18 protein-coding genes are annotated in these 20,477 nt (G+C 39.2%); 16 read left to right on the top strand and 2 right to left on the bottom strand.

Annotated features, from left to right (window positions below; genetic code table 11):
- Positions 1 to 8 precede the first annotated feature (8 nt).
- Positions 9 to 260, top strand: coding sequence for an FAD assembly factor SdhE (locus LOS73_RS17225; protein WP_007377536.1), 252 nt, complete (start codon positions 9 to 11; stop codon positions 258 to 260).
- Positions 261 to 315: 55 nt separating this feature from the next.
- Positions 316 to 672, top strand: coding sequence for a hypothetical protein (locus tag LOS73_RS17220; RefSeq protein ID WP_007377535.1), 357 nt, complete (start codon positions 316 to 318; stop codon positions 670 to 672).
- On the opposite strand, the gene nadB is transcribed toward LOS73_RS17220, so the two are convergent.
- Entirely contained in the window at positions 647 to 2,257 is a 1,611-nt protein-coding gene (nadB, locus tag LOS73_RS17215) for an L-aspartate oxidase (protein WP_007377534.1), read from the bottom strand. The genes LOS73_RS17220 and nadB overlap by 26 nt on opposite strands.
- 246 nt (positions 2,258 to 2,503) lie before the next feature.
- Here nadB and rpoE point away from each other — a divergent pair, with 246 nt between their 5' ends.
- The 10 genes from rpoE to pdxJ all read left to right on the top strand — a co-directional run bounded on the left by rpoE (position 2,504) and on the right by pdxJ (position 11,210).
- Positions 2,504 to 3,085, top strand: coding sequence for an RNA polymerase sigma factor RpoE (gene rpoE / locus LOS73_RS17210; RefSeq protein WP_007377533.1), 582 nt, complete (start codon positions 2,504 to 2,506; stop codon positions 3,083 to 3,085).
- Between the two features lies 1 nt (position 3,086).
- Positions 3,087 to 3,701: a sigma-E factor negative regulatory protein gene (locus tag LOS73_RS17205; RefSeq protein ID WP_033028990.1), complete on the top strand. Its 615-nt coding sequence runs from the start codon at positions 3,087 to 3,089 to the stop codon at positions 3,699 to 3,701.
- A gap of 4 nt (positions 3,702 to 3,705) precedes the next feature.
- The gene (locus LOS73_RS17200) at positions 3,706 to 4,656 is read left to right on the top strand and encodes a MucB/RseB C-terminal domain-containing protein (RefSeq protein WP_033040040.1); all 951 of its coding nucleotides are present in this window, start codon (positions 3,706 to 3,708) and stop codon (positions 4,654 to 4,656) included.
- Between the two features lie 20 nt (positions 4,657 to 4,676).
- Positions 4,677 to 5,126 carry a SoxR reducing system RseC family protein gene (locus LOS73_RS17195; RefSeq protein WP_033028992.1) on the top strand — a complete coding sequence of 150 codons (450 nt, stop codon included), beginning with the start codon at positions 4,677 to 4,679 and terminating at the stop codon, positions 5,124 to 5,126.
- Positions 5,127 to 5,401: 275 nt separating this feature from the next.
- Positions 5,402 to 7,189, top strand: a complete 1,788-nt coding sequence (gene lepA / locus LOS73_RS17190; RefSeq protein ID WP_007377529.1) for a translation elongation factor 4 — start codon at positions 5,402 to 5,404, stop codon at positions 7,187 to 7,189.
- Between the two features lie 16 nt (positions 7,190 to 7,205).
- Positions 7,206 to 8,141 (top strand): signal peptidase I, encoded by a 936-nt coding sequence (lepB, locus tag LOS73_RS17185; protein ID WP_033040038.1) that lies wholly within the window; start codon positions 7,206 to 7,208, stop codon positions 8,139 to 8,141.
- Between the two features lie 2 nt (positions 8,142 to 8,143).
- A complete protein-coding gene (gene rnc / locus LOS73_RS17180; RefSeq protein WP_007377527.1) occupies positions 8,144 to 8,821 on the top strand; it encodes a ribonuclease III in 678 nt (225 codons plus the stop codon).
- Entirely contained in the window at positions 8,811 to 9,743 is a 933-nt protein-coding gene (era, locus tag LOS73_RS17175; RefSeq protein ID WP_033028994.1) for a GTPase Era, read from the top strand. The genes rnc and era overlap by 11 nt, the downstream gene beginning before the upstream one ends.
- A 20-nt stretch (positions 9,744 to 9,763) precedes the next feature.
- Entirely contained in the window at positions 9,764 to 10,456 is a 693-nt protein-coding gene (gene recO / locus LOS73_RS17170) for a DNA repair protein RecO (RefSeq protein ID WP_007377525.1), read from the top strand.
- Positions 10,457 to 10,478: 22 nt separating this feature from the next.
- On the top strand, positions 10,479 to 11,210 hold the full coding sequence (gene pdxJ, locus LOS73_RS17165; protein ID WP_033040037.1) for a pyridoxine 5'-phosphate synthase: 732 nt from the start codon (positions 10,479 to 10,481) through the stop codon (positions 11,208 to 11,210).
- 27 nt (positions 11,211 to 11,237) lie between these two features.
- Here the strand turns inward: pdxJ and barA are convergent, their stop codons facing one another.
- On the bottom strand, positions 11,238 to 14,024 hold the full coding sequence (gene barA, locus LOS73_RS17160) for a two-component sensor histidine kinase BarA (protein ID WP_457934031.1): 2,787 nt from the start codon (positions 14,022 to 14,024) through the stop codon (positions 11,238 to 11,240).
- 124 nt (positions 14,025 to 14,148) lie between these two features.
- Between barA and rlmD the strand changes: the two genes are divergently transcribed.
- The 4 genes from rlmD (at position 14,149) to LOS73_RS17140 (ending at position 20,225) form a co-directional block, all read left to right on the top strand.
- Positions 14,149 to 15,474 carry a 23S rRNA (uracil(1939)-C(5))-methyltransferase RlmD gene (gene rlmD / locus LOS73_RS17155; RefSeq protein WP_457934030.1) on the top strand — a complete coding sequence of 442 codons (1,326 nt, stop codon included), beginning with the start codon at positions 14,149 to 14,151 and terminating at the stop codon, positions 15,472 to 15,474.
- Positions 15,475 to 15,482: 8 nt separating this feature from the next.
- Positions 15,483 to 17,639 carry a GTP diphosphokinase gene (gene relA, locus LOS73_RS17150; RefSeq protein WP_008134814.1) on the top strand — a complete coding sequence of 719 codons (2,157 nt, stop codon included), beginning with the start codon at positions 15,483 to 15,485 and terminating at the stop codon, positions 17,637 to 17,639.
- Between the two features lie 2 nt (positions 17,640 to 17,641).
- The gene (gene mazG, locus LOS73_RS17145) at positions 17,642 to 18,436 is read left to right on the top strand and encodes a nucleoside triphosphate pyrophosphohydrolase (protein ID WP_007377520.1); all 795 of its coding nucleotides are present in this window, start codon (positions 17,642 to 17,644) and stop codon (positions 18,434 to 18,436) included.
- Between the two features lie 154 nt (positions 18,437 to 18,590).
- Positions 18,591 to 20,225 (top strand): CTP synthase, encoded by a 1,635-nt coding sequence (locus LOS73_RS17140; RefSeq protein WP_033015319.1) that lies wholly within the window; start codon positions 18,591 to 18,593, stop codon positions 20,223 to 20,225.
- Positions 20,226 to 20,477 lie beyond the last annotated feature (252 nt).

Raw genomic sequence — 20,477 nt, 5'->3', positions numbered from 1 at the left:
GGTTTAAAATGGTTGAAATTCATAGTAAAGCACGTATTCGTTGGGCTTGCCGTCGTGGCATGTTAGAGCTAGATGTTTTGTTTATGCCGTTTGTAGAAGAAGCATACGACTCTTTGAACACAGAGCAGCAAGCTATCTTTCAGCGTTTGCTAACAGAAGAAGACCCTGATTTATTTGCATGGTTTATGGGGCATCAAGAGTGTAAAGATGAGCAGTTAAATACAATGGTTTCACTTATTTTAGATAGAGTTCGTGTATAGATTTACAGTTACAGATAATAAAGCAGACCATAAACCAGTTGTGGTCTTTTTTTGTATGCTGGCTTTGATATTATGCTTATTTTTAAGTTCTGTACTGGCAATGCTTTTTTGTGTTGTAGTAAATACAGTGGCTGGATTATTTGTTTGGCGAAAAGTTTTAGCTGCTCACCCGATACGGGGAGTTGTTATTTTAGAGCCAAACCTATTTAGATTTGAAAGTCAGTCGCTAAAAATTCAAGGTGAAATAAGTACTCAAAGTCGCATACTTGGTAGCAGTGTATGGCTTTATATTAAAGGCTTTAGTAAAAACCATTGGCTAATTATTTCAGCCAATGGAGTTAACGAACAAAGCTATGCTCGATTAAAACGTGCAACACTTAGCGCTATTAGTGGCGCTGCGGGGTCAAAATAGTTGGTGTTGGATTTTCGTTTTGCTCAGGGTAATCAATAGTGTAATGAAGGCCACGGCTTTCTTTGCGTTCCATTGCACTTCTAATGATTAATTCAGCTACTTGCACTAAATTACGTAGCTCCAACAAATTATTACTGACTCTAAAATTAGCATAGTAGTCATGTATTTCTTGCTGTAATAGTTCAACTCGATGCAGTGCACGCTCTAAACGCTTAGTTGATCGAACAATACCAACGTAATCCCACATGAATAATCGTAGTTCATGCCAGTTATGGGTAATTACAATTTCTTCATCGGAGTTACTAACTCGGCTTTCATCCCAATATGGAAGTGCTATAAGCTCTGGCGCATGCTCTATTTTACTTAAAATATCTTTTGCAGCAGCATGGGCAAACACAATACATTCAAGTAATGAGTTACTTGCCATGCGATTTGCACCGTGAAGGCCTGTATAAGCTACTTCACCCACAGCGTATAAATTATCTAAATCGGTTTTTCCGTTAAAATCGGTCATTACACCGCCGCAAGTATAGTGGGCAGCGGGGACAACTGGGATTGCTTCTTTGGTTATATCAAGCCCTACACTTAAGCATTTCGCATAAATAGTAGGAAAGTGCTCAATAATAAAATCTTTATCTTTGTGACTAATATCAAGGTAAACACAGTTTGCGCCGAGGCGTTTCATTTCAAAATCGATTGCGCGTGCAACAATGTCGCGTGGAGCAAGTTCTTCACGCTCATCAAAGTCTTTCATAAAGCGAGTGCCGTCAGGGCGTTTTAAATAAGCGCCTTCACCACGCATAGCTTCAGTAATTAAGAAGTTTTGTAATTCAGGGTGATATAAACTTGTTGGATGGAACTGATTAAATTCCATATTGGCCACTTTACAGCCCGCCCGCCACGCCATTGCAATACCATCGCCACTTGATACGTCAGGATTTGAGGTGTACAAATACACTTTACTTGCCCCGCCGGTCGCCAGGGCAACAAATTTTGCCGAAATGGTTTCTACCTTTTTAGCTTTTTTGTTCCACACATACATACCGTGAATATGCGAAGCTGTTTTTTCGGTGTTTTTATCAGTAATTAAATCAATTGCGTTGTATTGCTCTAAAAGTGTAATATTTTTATGCGCTTTTACTTGGCTTATTAATGTAGTTTGTACTGCTTTGCCAGTCGCATCAGCTGCATGCAAAATACGACGATGGCTATGACCGCCTTCGCGCGTTAAATGAAAGCGCTCTTTGCCTTTACTATCAAATTCCATATCAAAAGGCACGCCTTGATCAATTAACCATTGCAGGCAATCATGGGCGTTGCTTGCAGTGTAGTGGACGGCTTCTCTGTTGCACAAGCCGCCGCCAGCATCGAGTGTATCCTCTACATGGGATTCTATGCTGTCATTTTGTTTATCAAATACAGCAGCTATACCGCCTTGAGCATATAATGTAGAGCCTTCTGTCAGAGCCCCTTTACTAATTACGGTAACGTTACAAAAATTAGCTAAAGATAAAGCTAGTGATAAGCCTGCTGCGCCGCTACCGATAATAGCGACATCAGCAATGTGGTGTTTATTTTGGTTCATGTCAGAGGTACTTTGCGGTTACAATGCTCGTATAGAGCAATATTTGTTTTCAATATCTGTAGTTGTATCATATTTGTCATATTACTACGTAGTGATTTTAATAGCCTAACGCTGTTATTTATGAACTATTTTATAAAAAAATAATATTAAACAGAACTTTTTATTCATGTAGAGGTCAGAGTATTTGTGAACAATAGCGACACTATGAATAACAAGCAAAAATCAGACATAGGAGTACCGGCTCGAATGAGCGAGCAGGAATTAGATTTAGCGCTAGTAAAAAGGGTTCAGCAGGGTGATAAAAACGCCTTCAATCTATTAGTAAAGAAGTATCAAAATAAAATTGCAGGTTTGATATCACGTTATGTATCAAACCAAGGTGATATTGCAGATGTAGCACAAGAAGCATTTATAAAAGCTTATCGTGCACTTCCAAACTTTAGAGGTGATAGTGCCTTTTATACTTGGTTATACCGTATTGCCGTTAATTGTGCTAAAAATTACTTAGTAGCACAGGGCCGTAAACCGCCAGCAAATGATATCGACGCTGAAGAAGCTGAATTTTATGACTGTGCGGATTCGATGCGTTCAAATGCATCCCCTGAAAATCTACTTTTAAGCGAAGAAGTACGCGCTGTTATTTTTAATACGATTGATAGTTTGCCTGAAGATCTTAAAACTGCGATAACCCTAAGAGAAATCGAAGGGATGAGCTATGAAGAAATAGCAGTGGTCATGGATTGCCCTGTCGGGACGGTGCGTTCGCGTATCTTTCGTGCCCGAGAAGCAATTGATAACAAATTAAACCCATTAATAGGCGAGTCTTAGTATGACGAAAGCACACCTTAACAAGTTAGATAACGAAGTGTTATCGGCATTACTTGATGGCGAACAACATCTAACTGATGCAAAAATTGCAGAGCAAGATGTAACCACGTTTGGCCGTTATGCGTTAATTGGTGATGCAATGCGTGCTCAAAAAAATAATAATGACATACATATTGATATTAGCGATCGCGTTGCATTAGCATTAGAAAGCGAGCCTGTTTATGCTGACTTCAACCAGCCAAACACAGAGCCTCAAGCAGTCACTGAAACTGTAAAAAATAATGTAGTTGCTTTTAATTGGCGCAAACCTGTTGCCCAACTAGCGATTGCAGCAAGTGTGGCAATGTTTGCTATTGTGGGCGTTAATACACTTCCGCAAAGTAACAATCAGCAGCAAAGCGAAATCCCTTTACTGCAAACTACCCCTTTAACAGGTATGGCTTCGCCAGTAAGTTACTCATCTGAGCCAGCGCTTGAAAATGCTGAACAAGGCTTACGTGAATTGCAGCAACAACGTATTGGCGCATTAGTTTTAGAGCATCAACGACAAGCACGTGTTGCTAACTCGCTTCAAACAGCGCAAAATAGTATAAAAGCGCAAGAGGAAAAAAACTAATTAAATGAAAGTAATCACTTTTATTCTGTCGTTGGTAGTTAGCTTTACTGCATTTGCCAACGATATAAATCCTGCCAAAGATTTATTACTTAAAATGGCTAATGCCGTACATAACCGTAATTTTGATGCTTCATTTGTGGTTGTTAAGGGTAAAACAATGGAACCATATCGTTGGGTCCATGCCAAACAAGGCGACACAGAGCTTGAGCATTTAAGTTTACTCAATGGCGCAGGCCTTGAAATGGTTCGTGTTAATAATCAAGTCACTTATTTTGAACCGCAGTCAGAGCCATACTCTCTTAAAACTGATTCGATTGCTGGCCCCATTCCTGAAGTGTTATTTAAAGACATTGAGCGTTTGAGCGCACATTATGATTTTGTAATGGGTGGTAAAGGGCGCATTGCAGGTCGTGCGGCTCAATTAGTTCGAATTGAATCCAAAGATGAATTCAAATATAACTACTGGATTTGGCTTGATATGGAGTCGTCTTTACTTTTAAAAGCAGCGTATGTGAACCACGAAGGTGAGGCGCTTGAACAGCTACAGCTAACTCATGTTAGTGTTACTGAACAGCCTGCTAGTATGCTGTTGGAAGTACTCAATCGTAACTTTCCAACGCCTCTACCAGAAAGTGATTTAGGTGGTGCAGAGAATACAGCAAAGAATTGGAATATAAACTGGTTACCTAATGGCTTTGAATTATTAAAATCTGACAGGCATAAACTCGATTTAAATAATGAGTTAACAGACTATTATTTATTTTCTGATGGTTTTGTTGAGATCTCTATATTTATACAGCGACCTTTACCTGGTAAGCGTTTAAGCGGTGCATTAACATCTGGTGCAACGACGGTATATGTGCATAATGGCGGTAATTTTGATGTATCGGTTGTTGGTAATGTACCGAGTATGACCGCAAAAGCAATTGCAGAGTCAGTTACCCGCGCACTATAGACGATTCCGTAAGGATTGTTATGATTGAACAAACCCTCACAGTTGTGGCCCTTGATGGCCACATTGCTTATTTAGAAGCACAGCAAAAACAAGCTTGTGAAGGCTGCAATGGTCGTTGCGGCTCACAAGTGTTTGGCAAGTTATTCGGCACCGCAAAAAAAACCTTTCCATATAGATTCGACTTACCAGTCGAGGTCGGTCAAAAAGTTACTTTGTCACTTGATGATAGCCTCGTTGTTAAACATGCTTTTGCTGTATATATGTTACCTTTATTTTTAAGTCTAACGTTTGCATTTATTGCTTCTGAGTTACTTTTAATGGCCGAAGGTTGGCAAATCTTAGCGGCGGCTTTAGGTGGCATTACTGGATTTTTTATTGCTAAAACTCGTGTTAAATCACTTAAGCACGATATAAAAGTAATAAAAATTCATCCAATTAGTATCCCTTTAACTCAAATAGATGGTGATTGACGCCAATTAAATGTAAAATTGCCGTTTTATACCAAAGTAACTTGGAAATACAGGGAATTGTGGTTTTTAAAATTATTTTATCTGACTGACTTATTTAAGTTTATTAAGCATAACTTATTGTTATTCATTAAATAAAATGATTATAACCCATCTTAAAAAGCGTGAGCTAAGTCTGTAATTTACAAACTGAGCTTATGGCATCCTAAAGCAAGTATTTTCAAGTCACTTAGGTATTCATATTTAGTCCATTAAAATAGAAGTATAGAATCCAGTTTATGAAGCATATCCGTAATTTTTCGATCATCGCCCATATTGACCATGGTAAATCGACCCTTTCAGATCGTTTGATCCAAGTTTGTGGCGGTTTAACCGACCGTGAAATGCAAAAACAAGTTTTGGATTCAATGGATATTGAGCGCGAACGTGGTATTACCATTAAAGCGCAAAGTGTAACGTTGAATTACAAAGCGAACGACGGCGAAACCTACCAACTTAATTTCATTGATACTCCAGGACACGTTGATTTTACGTATGAAGTGTCGCGTTCTTTAGCTGCATGTGAAGGTGCGCTACTCGTTGTTGATGCAGGCCAAGGCGTTGAAGCACAAACACTAGCTAACTGTTACACCGCTATTGAAATGGAATTAGAAGTAATTCCAGTACTTAATAAGATCGATTTACCGCAAGCAGACCCTTTACGTGTTGCAGAAGAAATTGAAGAGATTATTGGTATTGATGCCCTAGATGCTGTGCAGTGTAGTGCTAAAACAGGCGTAGGTATTGCTGAAGTACTTGAAATGATTGTTAAAGATGTTCCGCCACCAGTAGGCGACAAAGATGCACCTTTACAAGCACTTATTATCGATTCTTGGTTTGACCCATACCAAGGCGTTGTATCACTAGTGCGTATTAAGCACGGTGAATTACGCACTGGCGATAAAATAAAAATAATGTCGAACGAGCATATCCATACTGCCGACCAAGTGGGTGTGTTTACACCTAAGCAAACCAACACCGGTATTTTAAGAACAGGTGAAGTAGGGTTTGTTATTGCGGGCATTAAAGAGATACATGGTGCGCCAGTAGGTGACACTATTACTCATCAAAAAAATGCAGCTCCACTTCGTTTACCTGGCTTTCAAAAGATTAAGCCTCAGGTTTATGCGGGTATGTTCCCAATTGCATCAGATGAGTATGAATCATTCCGTGATGCACTTAACAAATTAAGCCTAAACGATGCGTCGTTATTCTTTGAACCAGAGAATTCAACCGCACTAGGTTTTGGTTTCCGCTGTGGCTTTTTAGGCATGCTACACATGGAAATCATTCAAGAGCGTTTAGAGCGTGAATACGATATTGATTTAATAACAACTGCACCTACGGTAATCTATGAGATAGTTACTAAAGAAGGTACATTTCAGATTGATAATCCGTCTGATCTACCTGCTGTAAACGATATTGTAGAGATTCGTGAACCAATTGTTGAAGCAAATATTTTGGTACCACAAGAATACCTAGGTAATGTTATTACCTTATGTATTGAAAAACGTGGTAGTCAAACAAAAATGACTTATCACGGTAAGCAAGTAGCTGTTACATATGAGCTACCTATGGCTGAAGTGGTCATGGACTTTTTTGATAAATTAAAATCTACAAGCCGTGGTTTTGCATCGCTTGACTATAACTTTAAGCACTTCCAAACATCAGACATGGTGCGTGTTGATATTTTGATCAACAGTGAACGTGTTGATGCGCTTGCGATTATTGTTCACAGAGATGGTGCACAATCTCGTGGTCGTCAGTTAGCTGATGCATTGAAAGAACTTATTCCACGTCAAATGTTTGATATTGCGATTCAAGCAGCGATTGGACAGCATGTTATTGCACGTACCACAGTCAAGCAATTACGTAAAAACGTAATCGCTAAGTGTTATGGCGGTGATGTGAGTCGTAAGAAAAAATTACTTAAAAAGCAAAAAGATGGTAAAAAACGAATGAAGCAAGTAGGTAATGTTGAAGTGCCTCAAGAAGCGTTTTTAGCTATTTTAAAAGTTGGTAAATAAAAACAAAGGATTATAAATGGCTGGTTATTTTTCAGTTTTATTGGTGCTATTAACTTTGGGCTCAGGCTTAATATGGTTAATAGATCACTTACTGTATGCACCTAAAAGGCAAGTGCTTTTAGATATAGCGCAAAAGTCTGCAGGTGCGCCGTTAGATGACGAAACAGCTGCATTAATAGCGCCAGAGCCAGTAATAACAGAAACGGCAAAGTCGATTTTTCCGATGATTGCTGCGATTACTATTTTTAGATCATTTATCTTTGAACCGTTTCAAATTCCATCGGGTTCAATGATGCCTACGCTGCTAGTTGGTGATTTTATTTTAGTGCAAAAGTACTCATATGGAATAAAAGACCCTGTTTGGCGTACCCAATTAGTTGATATGGGTGAACCTGAACGTGGTGATATTGTTGTTTTTAAATACCCGTTAGATGAAAAAGTTGACTATATTAAACGTACAATAGGTTTACCTGGCGATAAAGTTGTTTATCGTGATAAACGTTTATATATTCAGCCTAATTGTAAAGAAGGCGAAACCCAGCAGGGTGAGCTTTTATGTAATGAATTCAATAAAATTGATTTTAAATTAATTAATGATAACGAATTTAAACAAGGCCCAATGCCTCTAGCTCGCGTAAATGAAAATTTAACAACAGTTACGCATGATATTTTAATCAACCCACAAGCGCCTGAAAGAAAAGGGCGTTATTACCAGCAACCGGGCACGCCTTCTGATGAATGGACTGTTCCTGCTGATCATTATTTTATGATGGGTGATAACCGCGACAACAGCCAAGATGGTCGCTTTTGGGGCTTTGTACCAAAAGAAAACTTGGTGGGTAAAGCTGTCTTTATATGGATGAGTTTTGAATTTGAGAATGGCCCTGATGATATTTTACCAGGATGGGTTCCAACTGGTGTTCGCTTTGAGCGCCTAGGTAATATTCAGTAACAATGAAAAAAAATGTAACAGAATTATATGACAAAATTGGCTATGTATTTACTGATCAAGGTTTACTTGAGCAGGCAATGACGCACCGCAGCCACAAAGGTCAACATAATGAGCGACTAGAATTTTTAGGTGACTCTATTTTGAGCTTTGTGATTGCTAATGCACTTTATGCCAAATTCCCTAAAGCGCGTGAAGGTGATTTAAGCCGTATGCGCTCAACACTTGTACGAGGTCAAACTCTTGCCGAGTTTGGTCTTGAATTTGGCTTGGGCGATTATTTACGCTTAGGTCCGGGTGAGCTTAAAAGTGGCGGATTCCGTCGTGAGTCAACGCTTGCCGATGCAGTAGAAGCAATTATTGGTGCTGCATTTTTAGATTCAGGTATCGACCGCTGTGGCGAGCTTATATTAGCGTGGTATGAATCTCGCTTGGATGCTATTTCACCAGGGCTTAATCAAAAAGATCCGAAGACCCTGCTGCAAGAGCATCTACAAGGCCGTAAGTTGCCTCTTCCAGGTTACACTGTGGTTGATACTAAAGGCCAGGCACATAATCAAACATTCACGGTTGAATGTATTGTTGATGGAATGGATAGCATAATTTCTGTTGGTAGCTCACGCCGCAAGGCTGAACAAAAAGCTGCCGAAAAAGCATTGAAGATAATTAAAAATGAATCTTGATACCCTAATACAGCCTCGTGAAGGTGATGTAGATACGTTTTGTGGCATGGTCGCAATTGTAGGACGTCCAAATGTTGGTAAATCGACTTTACTCAATGAGATCATTGAGCAAAAAGTAAGTATTACCTCACGTAAACCACAAACAACGCGCCATCGTATTATGGGTATTCATACCGAAGGTAAACATCAAGCTGTTTACATCGATACGCCAGGGCTACACGTTGAAGAAAAGCGTGCTATTAACCGCTTAATGAACCGTGCAGCGTCTAGCTCAATCGGTGATGTAGAGCTTATTATATTTGTAGTTGAAGGCACTCACTGGAATGCTGATGACGACATGGTACTGAACAAAGTATCGCAAAGTGGTAAGCCGGTATTATTGGTTATTAATAAAATAGACCAAGTTAAAGACCGCGATCTTGTATTGCCTCATATGAAGTGGTTAGGCGATAAGTTTGATTTTGTTGGTATTATGCCTGTGTCTGCAAAACAGGGAAAAAATATAGACTTAATCAAAGCTGAAGTAACTAAGCGCTTACAACCGTGTGAGTTTTATTTTCCGGATGATTACGTCACTGACCGCTCAATGCGCTTTATGGCAGCTGAAGTTATCCGTGAAAAATTAATGCGCTTCATGGGTGAAGAATTACCGTATTCTGTTACTGTTGAAATTGAACAGTTTAAATGGCAAGACAACGGTATTTGGCATATCAACGGATTAATTCTTGTTGAGCGCGAAACACAAAAACGCATGGTTATTGGTAATAAAGGCGAAAAGCTAAAAACCATTGGCCGTGAAGCCCGTAAAGACATAGAGGAAATGCTTGATAACAAAGTATTTTTAGAGCTTTGGGTGAAAGTTAAATCTGGTTGGGCTGATGATGAACGAGCACTACGAAGCTTAGGTTATGGTGAAGACTAAACCAATAATTAGTATTATCTATGGATAGCGACTTCTACACTGCTTATTTATTGCATCGACGTCCTTACAGTGACTCGCAAGTAATGCTTGATATGCTTGTAGAAGGCGTTGGGCAACTTAGAATGATTGCACGCATTAGTGGCCGCCAGGCCACTAAACATAAAGCTCAGTTACAACCTTTTCAACCACTACTTGTCCATTACAGTGGTAAATACGATCTAAAATACATCAATAAGTTTGAGCTACATGGCACACCACTTTTTTTAAAAGGTGATGAGCTTTATTGTGGCTTTTATTTAAATGAATTAACTAACCGAATAGTGCCTATTAATGAACCTATAGAACAGGTTTTTCATCTTTATAAAACGCATTTAGAAAACCTAAACAGTGGGGCTAATTTACAAGCTGTGCTTCGCTCATACGAGTTTCAATTATTAGAGCTACTTGGCTATGGCGTCGATTTTAGTTTTGATGCCAGTGGTGAACCAATAGACGAGACGCAAACGTATAGTTACTTTCCTGAGTTTGGTTTTTTAGTGCAAGAAGATACGCGTTCTGGCTTTAGCGGTTTACAACTAAATGCGATAGCAAATCATGACTTTAGCCAAACGGATGTGTTATATATGGCAAAACAATTAAGTCGATATTTATTAAAGCCTTTGTTAGGTAATAAGCCATTAAAGAGCCGTGAGCTTTTTAGTGCTTCTCAATAATCGTAATTTTACAGGTAAAATAATGAAAGATATTCTTTTGGGTGTAAACGTTGATCATATTGCAACGCTTCGCCAAGCGCGTGGAACTATATATCCAGACCCTGCTCATGCAGCCAGTGTTGCTGAGCACGCAGGCGCCGACGGCATTACAATTCACTTACGTGAAGATCGTCGCCATATTCAAGACCGCGACGTTTACGTGATGGCTAAAACGATTCAAACACGTATGAATCTTGAAACCGCTGTTACCGATGAAATGATAAAAATAGCGCTTGAAGTAAAACCTGAGTACGTGTGTTTAGTACCTGAAAAGCGCGAAGAATTAACAACCGAAGGTGGCTTAGATGTAGCGGGTAATATAGATAAAATTAAAGCCGCAACAAAAACGCTTACTGACGCAGGCATTAAAGTATCGTTATTTATTGATGCAGATAAAGTGCAATTAGATGCAGCCAAAGAATGTGGTGCTCCTTATGTAGAGATACACACAGGCGCGTATGCTGATGCAACAAATGATACCGATTTACACAAAGAGTTAGAGCACATTCGTGAAGGTGTTAAATACGCAGCGAATTTGGGGCTGATTGTTAACGCGGGACATGGACTTCATTATCATAATGTAAAACCGATTGCAGCAATGCCAGAAATTTACGAGCTTAATATAGGTCATGCTATCATTGCTCGCGCCGCGATTGATGGATTGGAAAAAGCAGTCCGCGATATGAAACGCCTAATGCTTGAAGCACGAACTTAAGTTATTTTAGTTAAAAAGACACGCTTATTATAGCGTGTCTATTTCAGATTTTTCAGCTGATTTTGAATCGAGAAGTAAGCTTTCAAGTTCATCTTGTAGCTCAAAAAGCTCTGGTTCTATACTCTCAAGTATACATTCGCTCTTAAGTGATGTTTCGATGGTCTCTGCCAATGACTTAAGTCTTGGTACACCTGTGTAACAACACGCTCCATGGAACTTGTGGACAATGCTTAGCACTTGTTTACAACTGGTATCATCAATTGCTTTTGCAAGTAAGCTAAGTGTTTCAGGTATGCTTGATAACAGCATGTTGAGCATTTCAAGAGCAAGCTCATTTTTACCACCAGCACGTTGCAGTGCTAATGCCCAATCTATACGATTACTTTCGAAAGGAGCAGGGCTTTGTGGTACTTCATTTTTGGTTTTATCACGATTAACAGGTGTCTGCGGGCTATGTTCGCTGATTATCTGTTTCAACATGTCTTCATCAATAGGCTTGGTTAGGTAACCTTTAAAGCCATCTTTAAGTAGCTGCTCTTTTTCGCTATTCAGTGCATGAGCAGTCACTGCAATGATTGGTGTATCTTCGTTTAGAGATGACTCTTGAATAAGTTTACATGCAGTAATACCGTCCATAATTGGCATTTGTATATCCATAAAGATGACATCATATTTATGGCTTTTACTTAAACTATAAGCCTGTGAGCCGTTATGAGCGGTTTCTATTACTTCAATCTGTTCACTTAATAAAGTATGGAGAAGCTTTAAATTAGCATCGTTATCATCAACGACGAGTACTTTAAGTGGAAGTAACTGGTGTTCATTCTGCTCAATATTATGAACAGGGTGGTCTAGTCTGTATGGTGCTGCAAGTACTTCACACAGTTTTCGGTGGTTAAGTGGTTTACTTAAACACGCATCAGCACCACTGCCTATAAACGCTTCTCGCATATTGTGCGAAACTGTATTTAACATTAAATATAAGTAGTCAGTCGATTCGCGAACTGATTTTACATAGCTTTTTAATTGCTGCATATCATCAACAGAAGCCATGTGGCCTATTAAGCAAATATCGTATTTATGCTCTTTATTTGTTATAGCGTCTAAAAAACTGGTTTCGTTAAAGCAGGCTGTAACTGATGTTTGCCACTGTGTTAATAACGATAGAACAGCGTGATGAGTATGCTCATGCGGTTCTAAATATAAAATACGTTTACCAATGAGAGATTTACTCGGTAAATCGTTGGTAAATACGTGATTCGGTAATCTAAATATACTGTTGAATGTGAAACACGTGCCGTTACCAGGTGCTGAGTTGAGTGTTATTCGGCCATTCATTGCTTCAACAATATGTTTGGTAATGATAAGCCCCAAGCCCGTGCCACCGAATTTTCGGGTAATACTTGAATCAGCTTGGCCAAATGGGGTAAACAGTGAGTCTTGTTTATTCATAGGAATACCAACACCCGTATCAGTTACTGAAACTAATAAAGAAGCACGCTCTTCATCAAGTAATCGGTAACTCACATCTACTTTTATAGAGCCTTTTTCAGTAAATTTTATAGCGTTACTTAATAAGTTTATAAGTATTTGTTTAAAACGAGTTGGATCGCCAGTTAAGTCATCAGGGACTTGTTGATTAATATAAATAGATAATTCAAGTTGCTTATCATGAGCACTCGGAGCGAGCAATGTCATTACTTCGTTTATGGCATCCCTAAGTTGAAACTGAATTGATTCAAGTTCCATTGCACCGGCTTCTAATTTAGAAAAATCTAAAATATCACTAATAATCGTCATCAGGCTATTTGCAGAAAGTTCAATTGTGTCTAAATAGTCTTTTTGGTGTTTATTTAGCGGTGTTTTATAAAGTTGTCGTGTAAAACCAATCACCCCATTTAAAGGGGTACGTAGTTCGTGACTCATTTTAGCTAAAAAATCAGACTTAACTCTGTTAGCATCTTGCGCTTCTTTTTTTGCCATCGTGAGCTGGATATTTTGAGTTTCGTACTGCTCTAATGTTTCACGATAATCACTGGTTGCTTGATCGATGTTTTTTTGCATTTCATCTTTTTGCATTACCATTGTATGGGCTATCGTATTTAAACCTTCCCGCAATAGTTCAAACTCACCGATCATGGTATCAGTTAGTCCCGTATTTCTTTTTCCTTCAACCAACTTGTCGGTGGCAAGTACGAGTTTATTAAGTGGCGTCATAAACATACGACTAAGTCTTAATGCTAAAATAGCGGCAAACACCAAAGATAGAATAATAACAATACCGCTTATTAATAACGCACGTTGCTGGCCTATTACAGCTTGATCTTTATTTAGCTGTAAAATAACCGTACCTAAAGGTGATTGTAATTGAGTCGGTTCCCATTTCAAATCTTGGTTAGTGTGATTAAAAATGGGGGTAAAAAACGTGACGAGTTCATCTGACTTTTGCACTTGAGTAGTATTTAAGTTTTGCATTGCTTTTTGATTAATTAACTTATCAAAAGAGCGATGATAATTACTGGTCATGATGAGCTGATTATTATCATCAAAAATGGCAATCGATTTTACTGTGGGTGAGTGCTTATTATGGGTATAGCTAATTAGTCGATTAAGCAGTTGTTTGTTTTTTTCTTGTAGTGGTTGTTCAAGCGCAATTGCTAAAGGCTCTGAAATAGTAGTCCCTTGTTGATATAAAATTTCATCAAGCTCAATGTAACGATTTATTGTAAAATACCCACCAAGTAACAATCCAATGATCACCGTCGGGATCAGGGTCAGTGTTAAAACAGAATCGCGTAAGCCTAATTTGGTCATAATGGAAGCATTTTTATCATTATTAGTATCCTTTGAGTATATACGGATCAACACCTATTCTCAAAGCATCTACCATCGTTGAAGATCAATTGTTTTAACCAATAATTATTTAAGGTAATGCCAAATGGCACAAATTTTTAAAGCTAAAAAACAGCCGCTACAAAAAAAGTCAGTGGTACTTGATATAACAGCAATGGATCATCAAGGGCGTGGTATAGCTAAGCATAATAATAAAGTGTGTTTTGTTAGTGGTGCTTTACCTAACGAACAAGTTAAAGCAACAATAATCGATGATAAAGCCCGCTACAGTAGCGCGGCAACGCAAAAGGTTATTAAAGCAAGTGATGCACGCGTAACCCCTTTTTGTGAACATTATAATCACTGCGGTGGCTGTCAATTACAGCATTTAGAGACAAGCCAACAAGTCATCGAAAAACAAACGGCGGTTAACCAGTTATTTGAAAAGTTCGCCAAACAAAAAAACTTAAATTGGGAGGCGCCATTATTAAGCAAGTCAACGCATTACAGGCGCAGCGCCCGTATTGCTGTTATGTTTGATAAAGCGGCTAAAAAAATACGCGTGGGTTATAGGGCGAGTGGTTCTAAAAATATTGTTAGTATTAACCAGTGTGCAGTATTGAGTGAAGCATTCGCAGATGTATTTACACTTTTTGATAGTTTAATTAATCAACATAAATCGCTGCACAGTATAAGTCATCTGCAATTGTGTGAAAGCGACGAGCACAGCTTTGTTGTTATTCGTCATACAAAAACAATCCCCGACGAGTTTAAAATATTAGTCGAGCAGGCTACTGCAATTCATAAATATGAGATTGTATGGCAAAGTGAAAGTGACGTGATTGAACATTCACACTTTGCGATGCCGTACTATTATTTAAAAGAATTTGATCTTAAGTTTGAATTTGGTTTAGGTAATTTTATCCAAGTAAACGCGCAAGTTAATCAAGCTATGCTAAAGCAATCCGCAGACTGGCTTAATTTAAATGGCGATGAAAGCGTATTAGATTTATTTTGCGGCATTGGTAACTTTTCACTCGTGTTGGCAAAACAAGCAAAAACAGTTATTGGCGTAGAAGGTGTTACTTCAGCGGTTGCAATGGCGGCTCAAAATGCGCAAACTAACTCTATTACCAACGCCGAGTTTTATTGCTTTGATTTAACGCAAAAAATACAAAATGCGCCGTGGTTTAGTAAAGATTTAGATGTATTAGTGTTAGACCCATCTCGTACTGGTGCAATGGCTGTTTTAGAGCAACTACCTTTAAAGCAGTTTAAAACAATTTTATATGTCTCTTGCGACCCTGTTACTTTAGCCCGTGACAGCGCTATTATTTCGCAAGCAGGCTTTGAGCTTAATAAAATAGGGCTAATGAATATGTTTCCTCATACAGGACATATCGAAACTATGGCGTTATTTCAACGGAGGTAAAGCGCATTATGGTAGCTACACGTCAATCACATCAGCAAGTTGAAACAGGTGATTTTGCGACTCGTCTTAAAGTACTCAAACTTTGTGCTGAAAAGGCGGAGATGCTTAATCAAGCGCAAGCACTGTGTGTTAACAGTAATAGTCAGAGTCGACAAAATACAGCCATTGAAATGGTTGAGATTTTAGTTGAGTTAAATCTTGATGCTGAATCGTTAGCGACGGCGTATTTAACCCCATATTTTTTAGATGGCTTAGTGCCTTTAGAAGTGATCGAAGAGCAGCTAGGTAGTAATGTGGCCATACTGCTAACAGGCGTTGCGCAAATGGCGACTATTAGCACTTTATCGCATCAAGGCAAAGGCACGGTGCAAGTCGATAACATTCGAAAAATGCTGTTAACCATGGTTGAAGATGTCCGTGCAGTGGTTATCAAGTTAGCTGAGCAGGTTTGCCATTTACGTAACGTAAAAGATGCTGGCGAAGAAGATCGCGTTATTGCTGCAAAAGAAACTGCCGATATTTTTGCCCCACTAGCTAATCGACTCGGTATTGGGCAATTAAAGTGGGAGCTTGAAGATTTATCGTTTAGGTATCTTCGTCCTGATATTTACAAAAATATTGCTAAGCAACTCGATGATAAACGTTTAGCACGCGAAGCTTATATGGAAGATATGGTGGAGCAAGTCAAAAGCCGTTTGAGTGAAGCAGGCATAGAGGCTGAAGTTTACGGTCGACCTAAACACATTTACAGTATTTATAAAAAAATGGCGCAAAAAAACTACGAATTTGATCAACTGTTTGATATTCGTGCTATGCGTATTGTGGTTGAGCGCTTGCAAGACTGCTACGGTGCGTTGGGTATTGTGCATACCAATTGGCGTCATCTTAATAAAGAGTTTGACGATTACGTCGCGACGCCGAAACAAAACGGCTATCAGTCTATTCATACCGTGGTATTTGGCCCTGAAGGTAAAACTGTAGAAATTCAAATACGTACCCAAGATATGCACCAAGATGCAGAGCTGGGTGTGGCAGCGCATTGGATATATAAAGAAGGCGCATTACCAGGGCGTGGCTCGGGTTATGAGCAAAAAATTAGCTGGCTACGTAAATTACTGCAATGGCAAGAAGAAGTAGTTGATGGCGGCGATTTAGCTGAAGAGCTTAAAAATCAGGTGGTTGAAGACCGCGTATACATATTTACACCCAGTGGCGATATTATTGATTTGCCACTTGGCGCTACACCGCTTGATTTTGCTTATTATATTCATTCGAACGTTGGCCACCGCTGTATTGGTGCAAAAGTATTTGGCAAAATAGTGCCGTTTACGCATCAACTTACAACTGGGGATCAAGTAGAAATACTGACACAAAAGCAACCTAATCCGAGTAGAGATTGGTTAAACCCGTCACTAGGTTACATTAAGTCATCGCGTGCAAGAGCTAAAATACATCATTGGTTTAAGCAACTTGATCGCGACAAAAACTTAAGTGCTGGTAAAGAAATACTTGATAATGAACTGCAAAAATTAGGTTTAAGCTATAAAGCTCTAGAGCCAGCAATAAAGCGGTTTAACTTTAAAGAGCTTGACGATTTAATGGTTGCCATTGGTGCGGGTGATGTACGCCTCAATCAAATGCTAAATTTTGTTACCGACCGCACAGAAGACGAACCGGTAATTCGTATTAAAGCACCCAGTAAAGTAACGGGTGATAAAAACGGCATTGTAGTTGATGGCGTTGGTAGTTTAATGAGCCATGTTGCAAAATGTTGCCGCCCTGTACCTGGCGATGAAATTATCGGCTATATTACGCAAGGGCGTGGTATTGCGGTGCATCGTGAAGATTGTGACTCATTTAACCACCTTAAGGCACAACACCCAGAGCGTGTTATTGCAGTGAGTTGGTCAGACGATATTAGTGGTTCATATGCACTAAGTATTAAAATAGAAGCAACCGATCGTTCAGGGCTAATACGCGATATAAGCTCAGTACTTGCTAACGAAAAAGTCAACGTACTTAATATGAATGTAAATACAGTTGAAGATAATCAGTTAGCAGTGTTCACAATGCAAATAGAAGTACATGACTTATCGGGTACTAACCGTGTTCTTTCTAAGTTACACCAAATTGAAGGTGTACACGATGCCAAGCGTGGTCATTAACCATGAATGATAATGCAGCGCTTACACAACTTCTTAGCATAATGAACACACTGCGAGATCCCAAGGGCGGTTGTCCGTGGGATCTCAAGCAAGATTTTAAATCTATTGTGCCGCATACATTAGAAGAAGCATACGAAGTTGCTGACTGTATTGAGTCAGGCAACTTAGGTGAGCTTAAAGGTGAGCTCGGTGATTTGTTATTTCAAATCGTGTTTTATGCCCAACTAGCTCAAGAGCAAAACCTATTTGATTTTAATGATGTAGTTGAGCAATTAAACAGCAAATTGATCCGTCGTCATCCACATGTATTTGCCGATAAAAAAGTACTCACTGCTGAGCAATTATCGCAGCAGTGGCAAGCAATAAAAGCGCAAGAACGCAGTACCAGAGCAAAAAGCGAATCACCTTCCTTTTGGCAAGATATTCCTGCAAATATGCCAAGTTTAAGCAAAGCTAAAAAAATCCAACAACGCGTGGCTTCTCTTGGTTTTGATTGGCCAACGTATCATGGTGCTCTTGATAAAGTGAGCGAAGAAGTGCTTGAAGTAAAAGAAGCGATTGAACAGGACCCTTTTTCGGATCATACCGCAGAAGAACTTGGCGACTTACTTTTTGCAACCGTGAATGTAGTACGCCATGTAAAACGCGACCCTGAGCAACTTCTTCGCAGTGCCAATGATAAGTTTTCAACGCGCTTTGAAAAAGTCCAAGAGTATTTAAACGCACAAGGCAAAAGTTTAGATACTGCCACCTTTGAAGAAATGGATCGCGCATGGGATGCGATTAAAAAATTGTAATTAAATTATGCACATTTTTTGTGCGCACATTTGCTATTTTTAGCTGGATTGATAAGCCGTGTTTTGGTACAATTTCGCCCCGTCTTGATGATATACCCTTAGGCTCTTCTTTGGGTGTTATATTCCTTTTAATTCCTGATATTCTAGGGTTCGCATGAGTACAAAATTTATCTTCGTTACTGGCGGAGTTGTTTCTTCGTTGGGTAAAGGTATTGCAGCAGCATCGTTGGCAGCTATTTTAGAAGCCCGTGGTTTAAATGTTACCATTTTAAAGCTGGATCCTTACATCAACGTTGACCCAGGCACAATGAGCCCAATTCAACACGGTGAAGTATACGTTACAGAAGACGGCGCAGAAACTGACCTTGATTTAGGTCACTATGAGCGTTTTATTCGTACCAAAATGACTAGTCGTAATAACTTCACACAAGGCCGTGTATACGAAGACGTATTACGTCGTGAGCGCCGTGGTGAATACCTAGGTGCAACTATTCAGGTTATTCCACATATCACTAACGATATTAAGCAACGTGTATACGACGGTGCTGAAGGTTATGATATTGCTATTGTAGAAATTGGCGGCACAGTAGGTGATATAGAATCACAACCGTTTATTGAAGCAATTCGTCAGATGGGAACTGAAATTGGCCGCGAACGCGCGCTATTTATTCACTTAACGTTAGTGCCATTCTTAGGCCCTGCCGGTGAAGTGAAAACTAAACCAACTCAGCACTCTGTTAAAGAGTTACGCTCAGTCGGTATTCAACCAGATATTCTTATTTGTCGTTCTGACCGTAAACTACCAAATAATGAGCGTGCAAAAATCTCATTATTTACAAACGTAGAAGAAAAAGCGGTTATTTCACTGCCAGATGTAGACAGCATCTATAAAATTCCAGCATTATTAAAGTCGCAAGAATTAGATAATTTTGTATGTCGTCGTTTTCACTTAGATCCACCAGAAGCTGATTTAGCTGAGTGGGAACAAGTACTTTATCAAGAGTCTAACCCAACAGGTGAAGTGACAATTGGTATGGTTGGTAAATACATTGAATTACCAGATGCGTACAAATCGGTTAACGAAGCATTAAAGCATGCGGGCCTTAAAAACCGTTTAACAATTAATATCGAATACGTAGATTCACAAGATCTTGAAAGTAAAGGTGTTGAGTTACTCTCGCATTTAGATGCTATTTTAGTGCCAGGCGGCTTTGGCGGTCGTGGTGTTGAAGGTAAAATATTAGCGGCTAAATATGCGCGTGAAAATAAAGTGCCTTACTTAGGTATTTGTTTAGGTATGCAAGTAGCGCTTATTGAATATGCACGAAATGTTGCAGGCCTTAGTGATGCAAACTCAACCGAGTTTAATGCAAAATCTGCAGCACCTGTTGTTGGTTTAATCACTGAATGGCTAGATGCAGAAGGCAATGTTGAAACGCGTGATGCTGAATCTGATTTAGGTGGCACAATGCGTTTAGGCGCTCAAAAATGTCATTTAACACCGGGCTCTAAAGTACATGAAGTATATGGTAGTGATGAAATTGTTGAGCGTCATCGCCATCGCTACGAAGTTAACAACAACTTTGTAGAGCAATTAGAAAAAGCAGGTTTAAGCTTTACCGGTTTATCAGAAGATAAAAAACTGGTAGAAATTATCGAAAATAAAGATCACCCTTGGTTTATTGCCGCGCAGTTCCACCCGGAATTCACGTCAACCCCACGTGATGGTCACCCGCTATTTGAAGGGTTTGTAGCAGCCGCTCATATCCACCAAAAAGCGTCATCGTAATTTAAAAAGGCCGTGCATATTGCACGGCTTTTTTGTTTTAAGGGCTGACTAATACCAATTTTATTAAAAACATGAGCATTGTATCGCATTAAATAACTCACTCACTGCGTTAAAAATTACTCATATAGAACAACTATATGTCATAATTTCTGCCTTGTTATTGAGCTATTTTCTTAGCGCTATAATAGCTCACTAATTTAATGCAATTGGTATAAACTATATAAAACATAGTAAAGTTAGTCGAACTCACCA

This window comes from Pseudoalteromonas sp. SCSIO 43210, from assembly GCF_054133285.1.
Note: the sequence above shows the minus strand (reverse complement) of the source record. Positions and strands in the feature narration are given on the sequence as shown.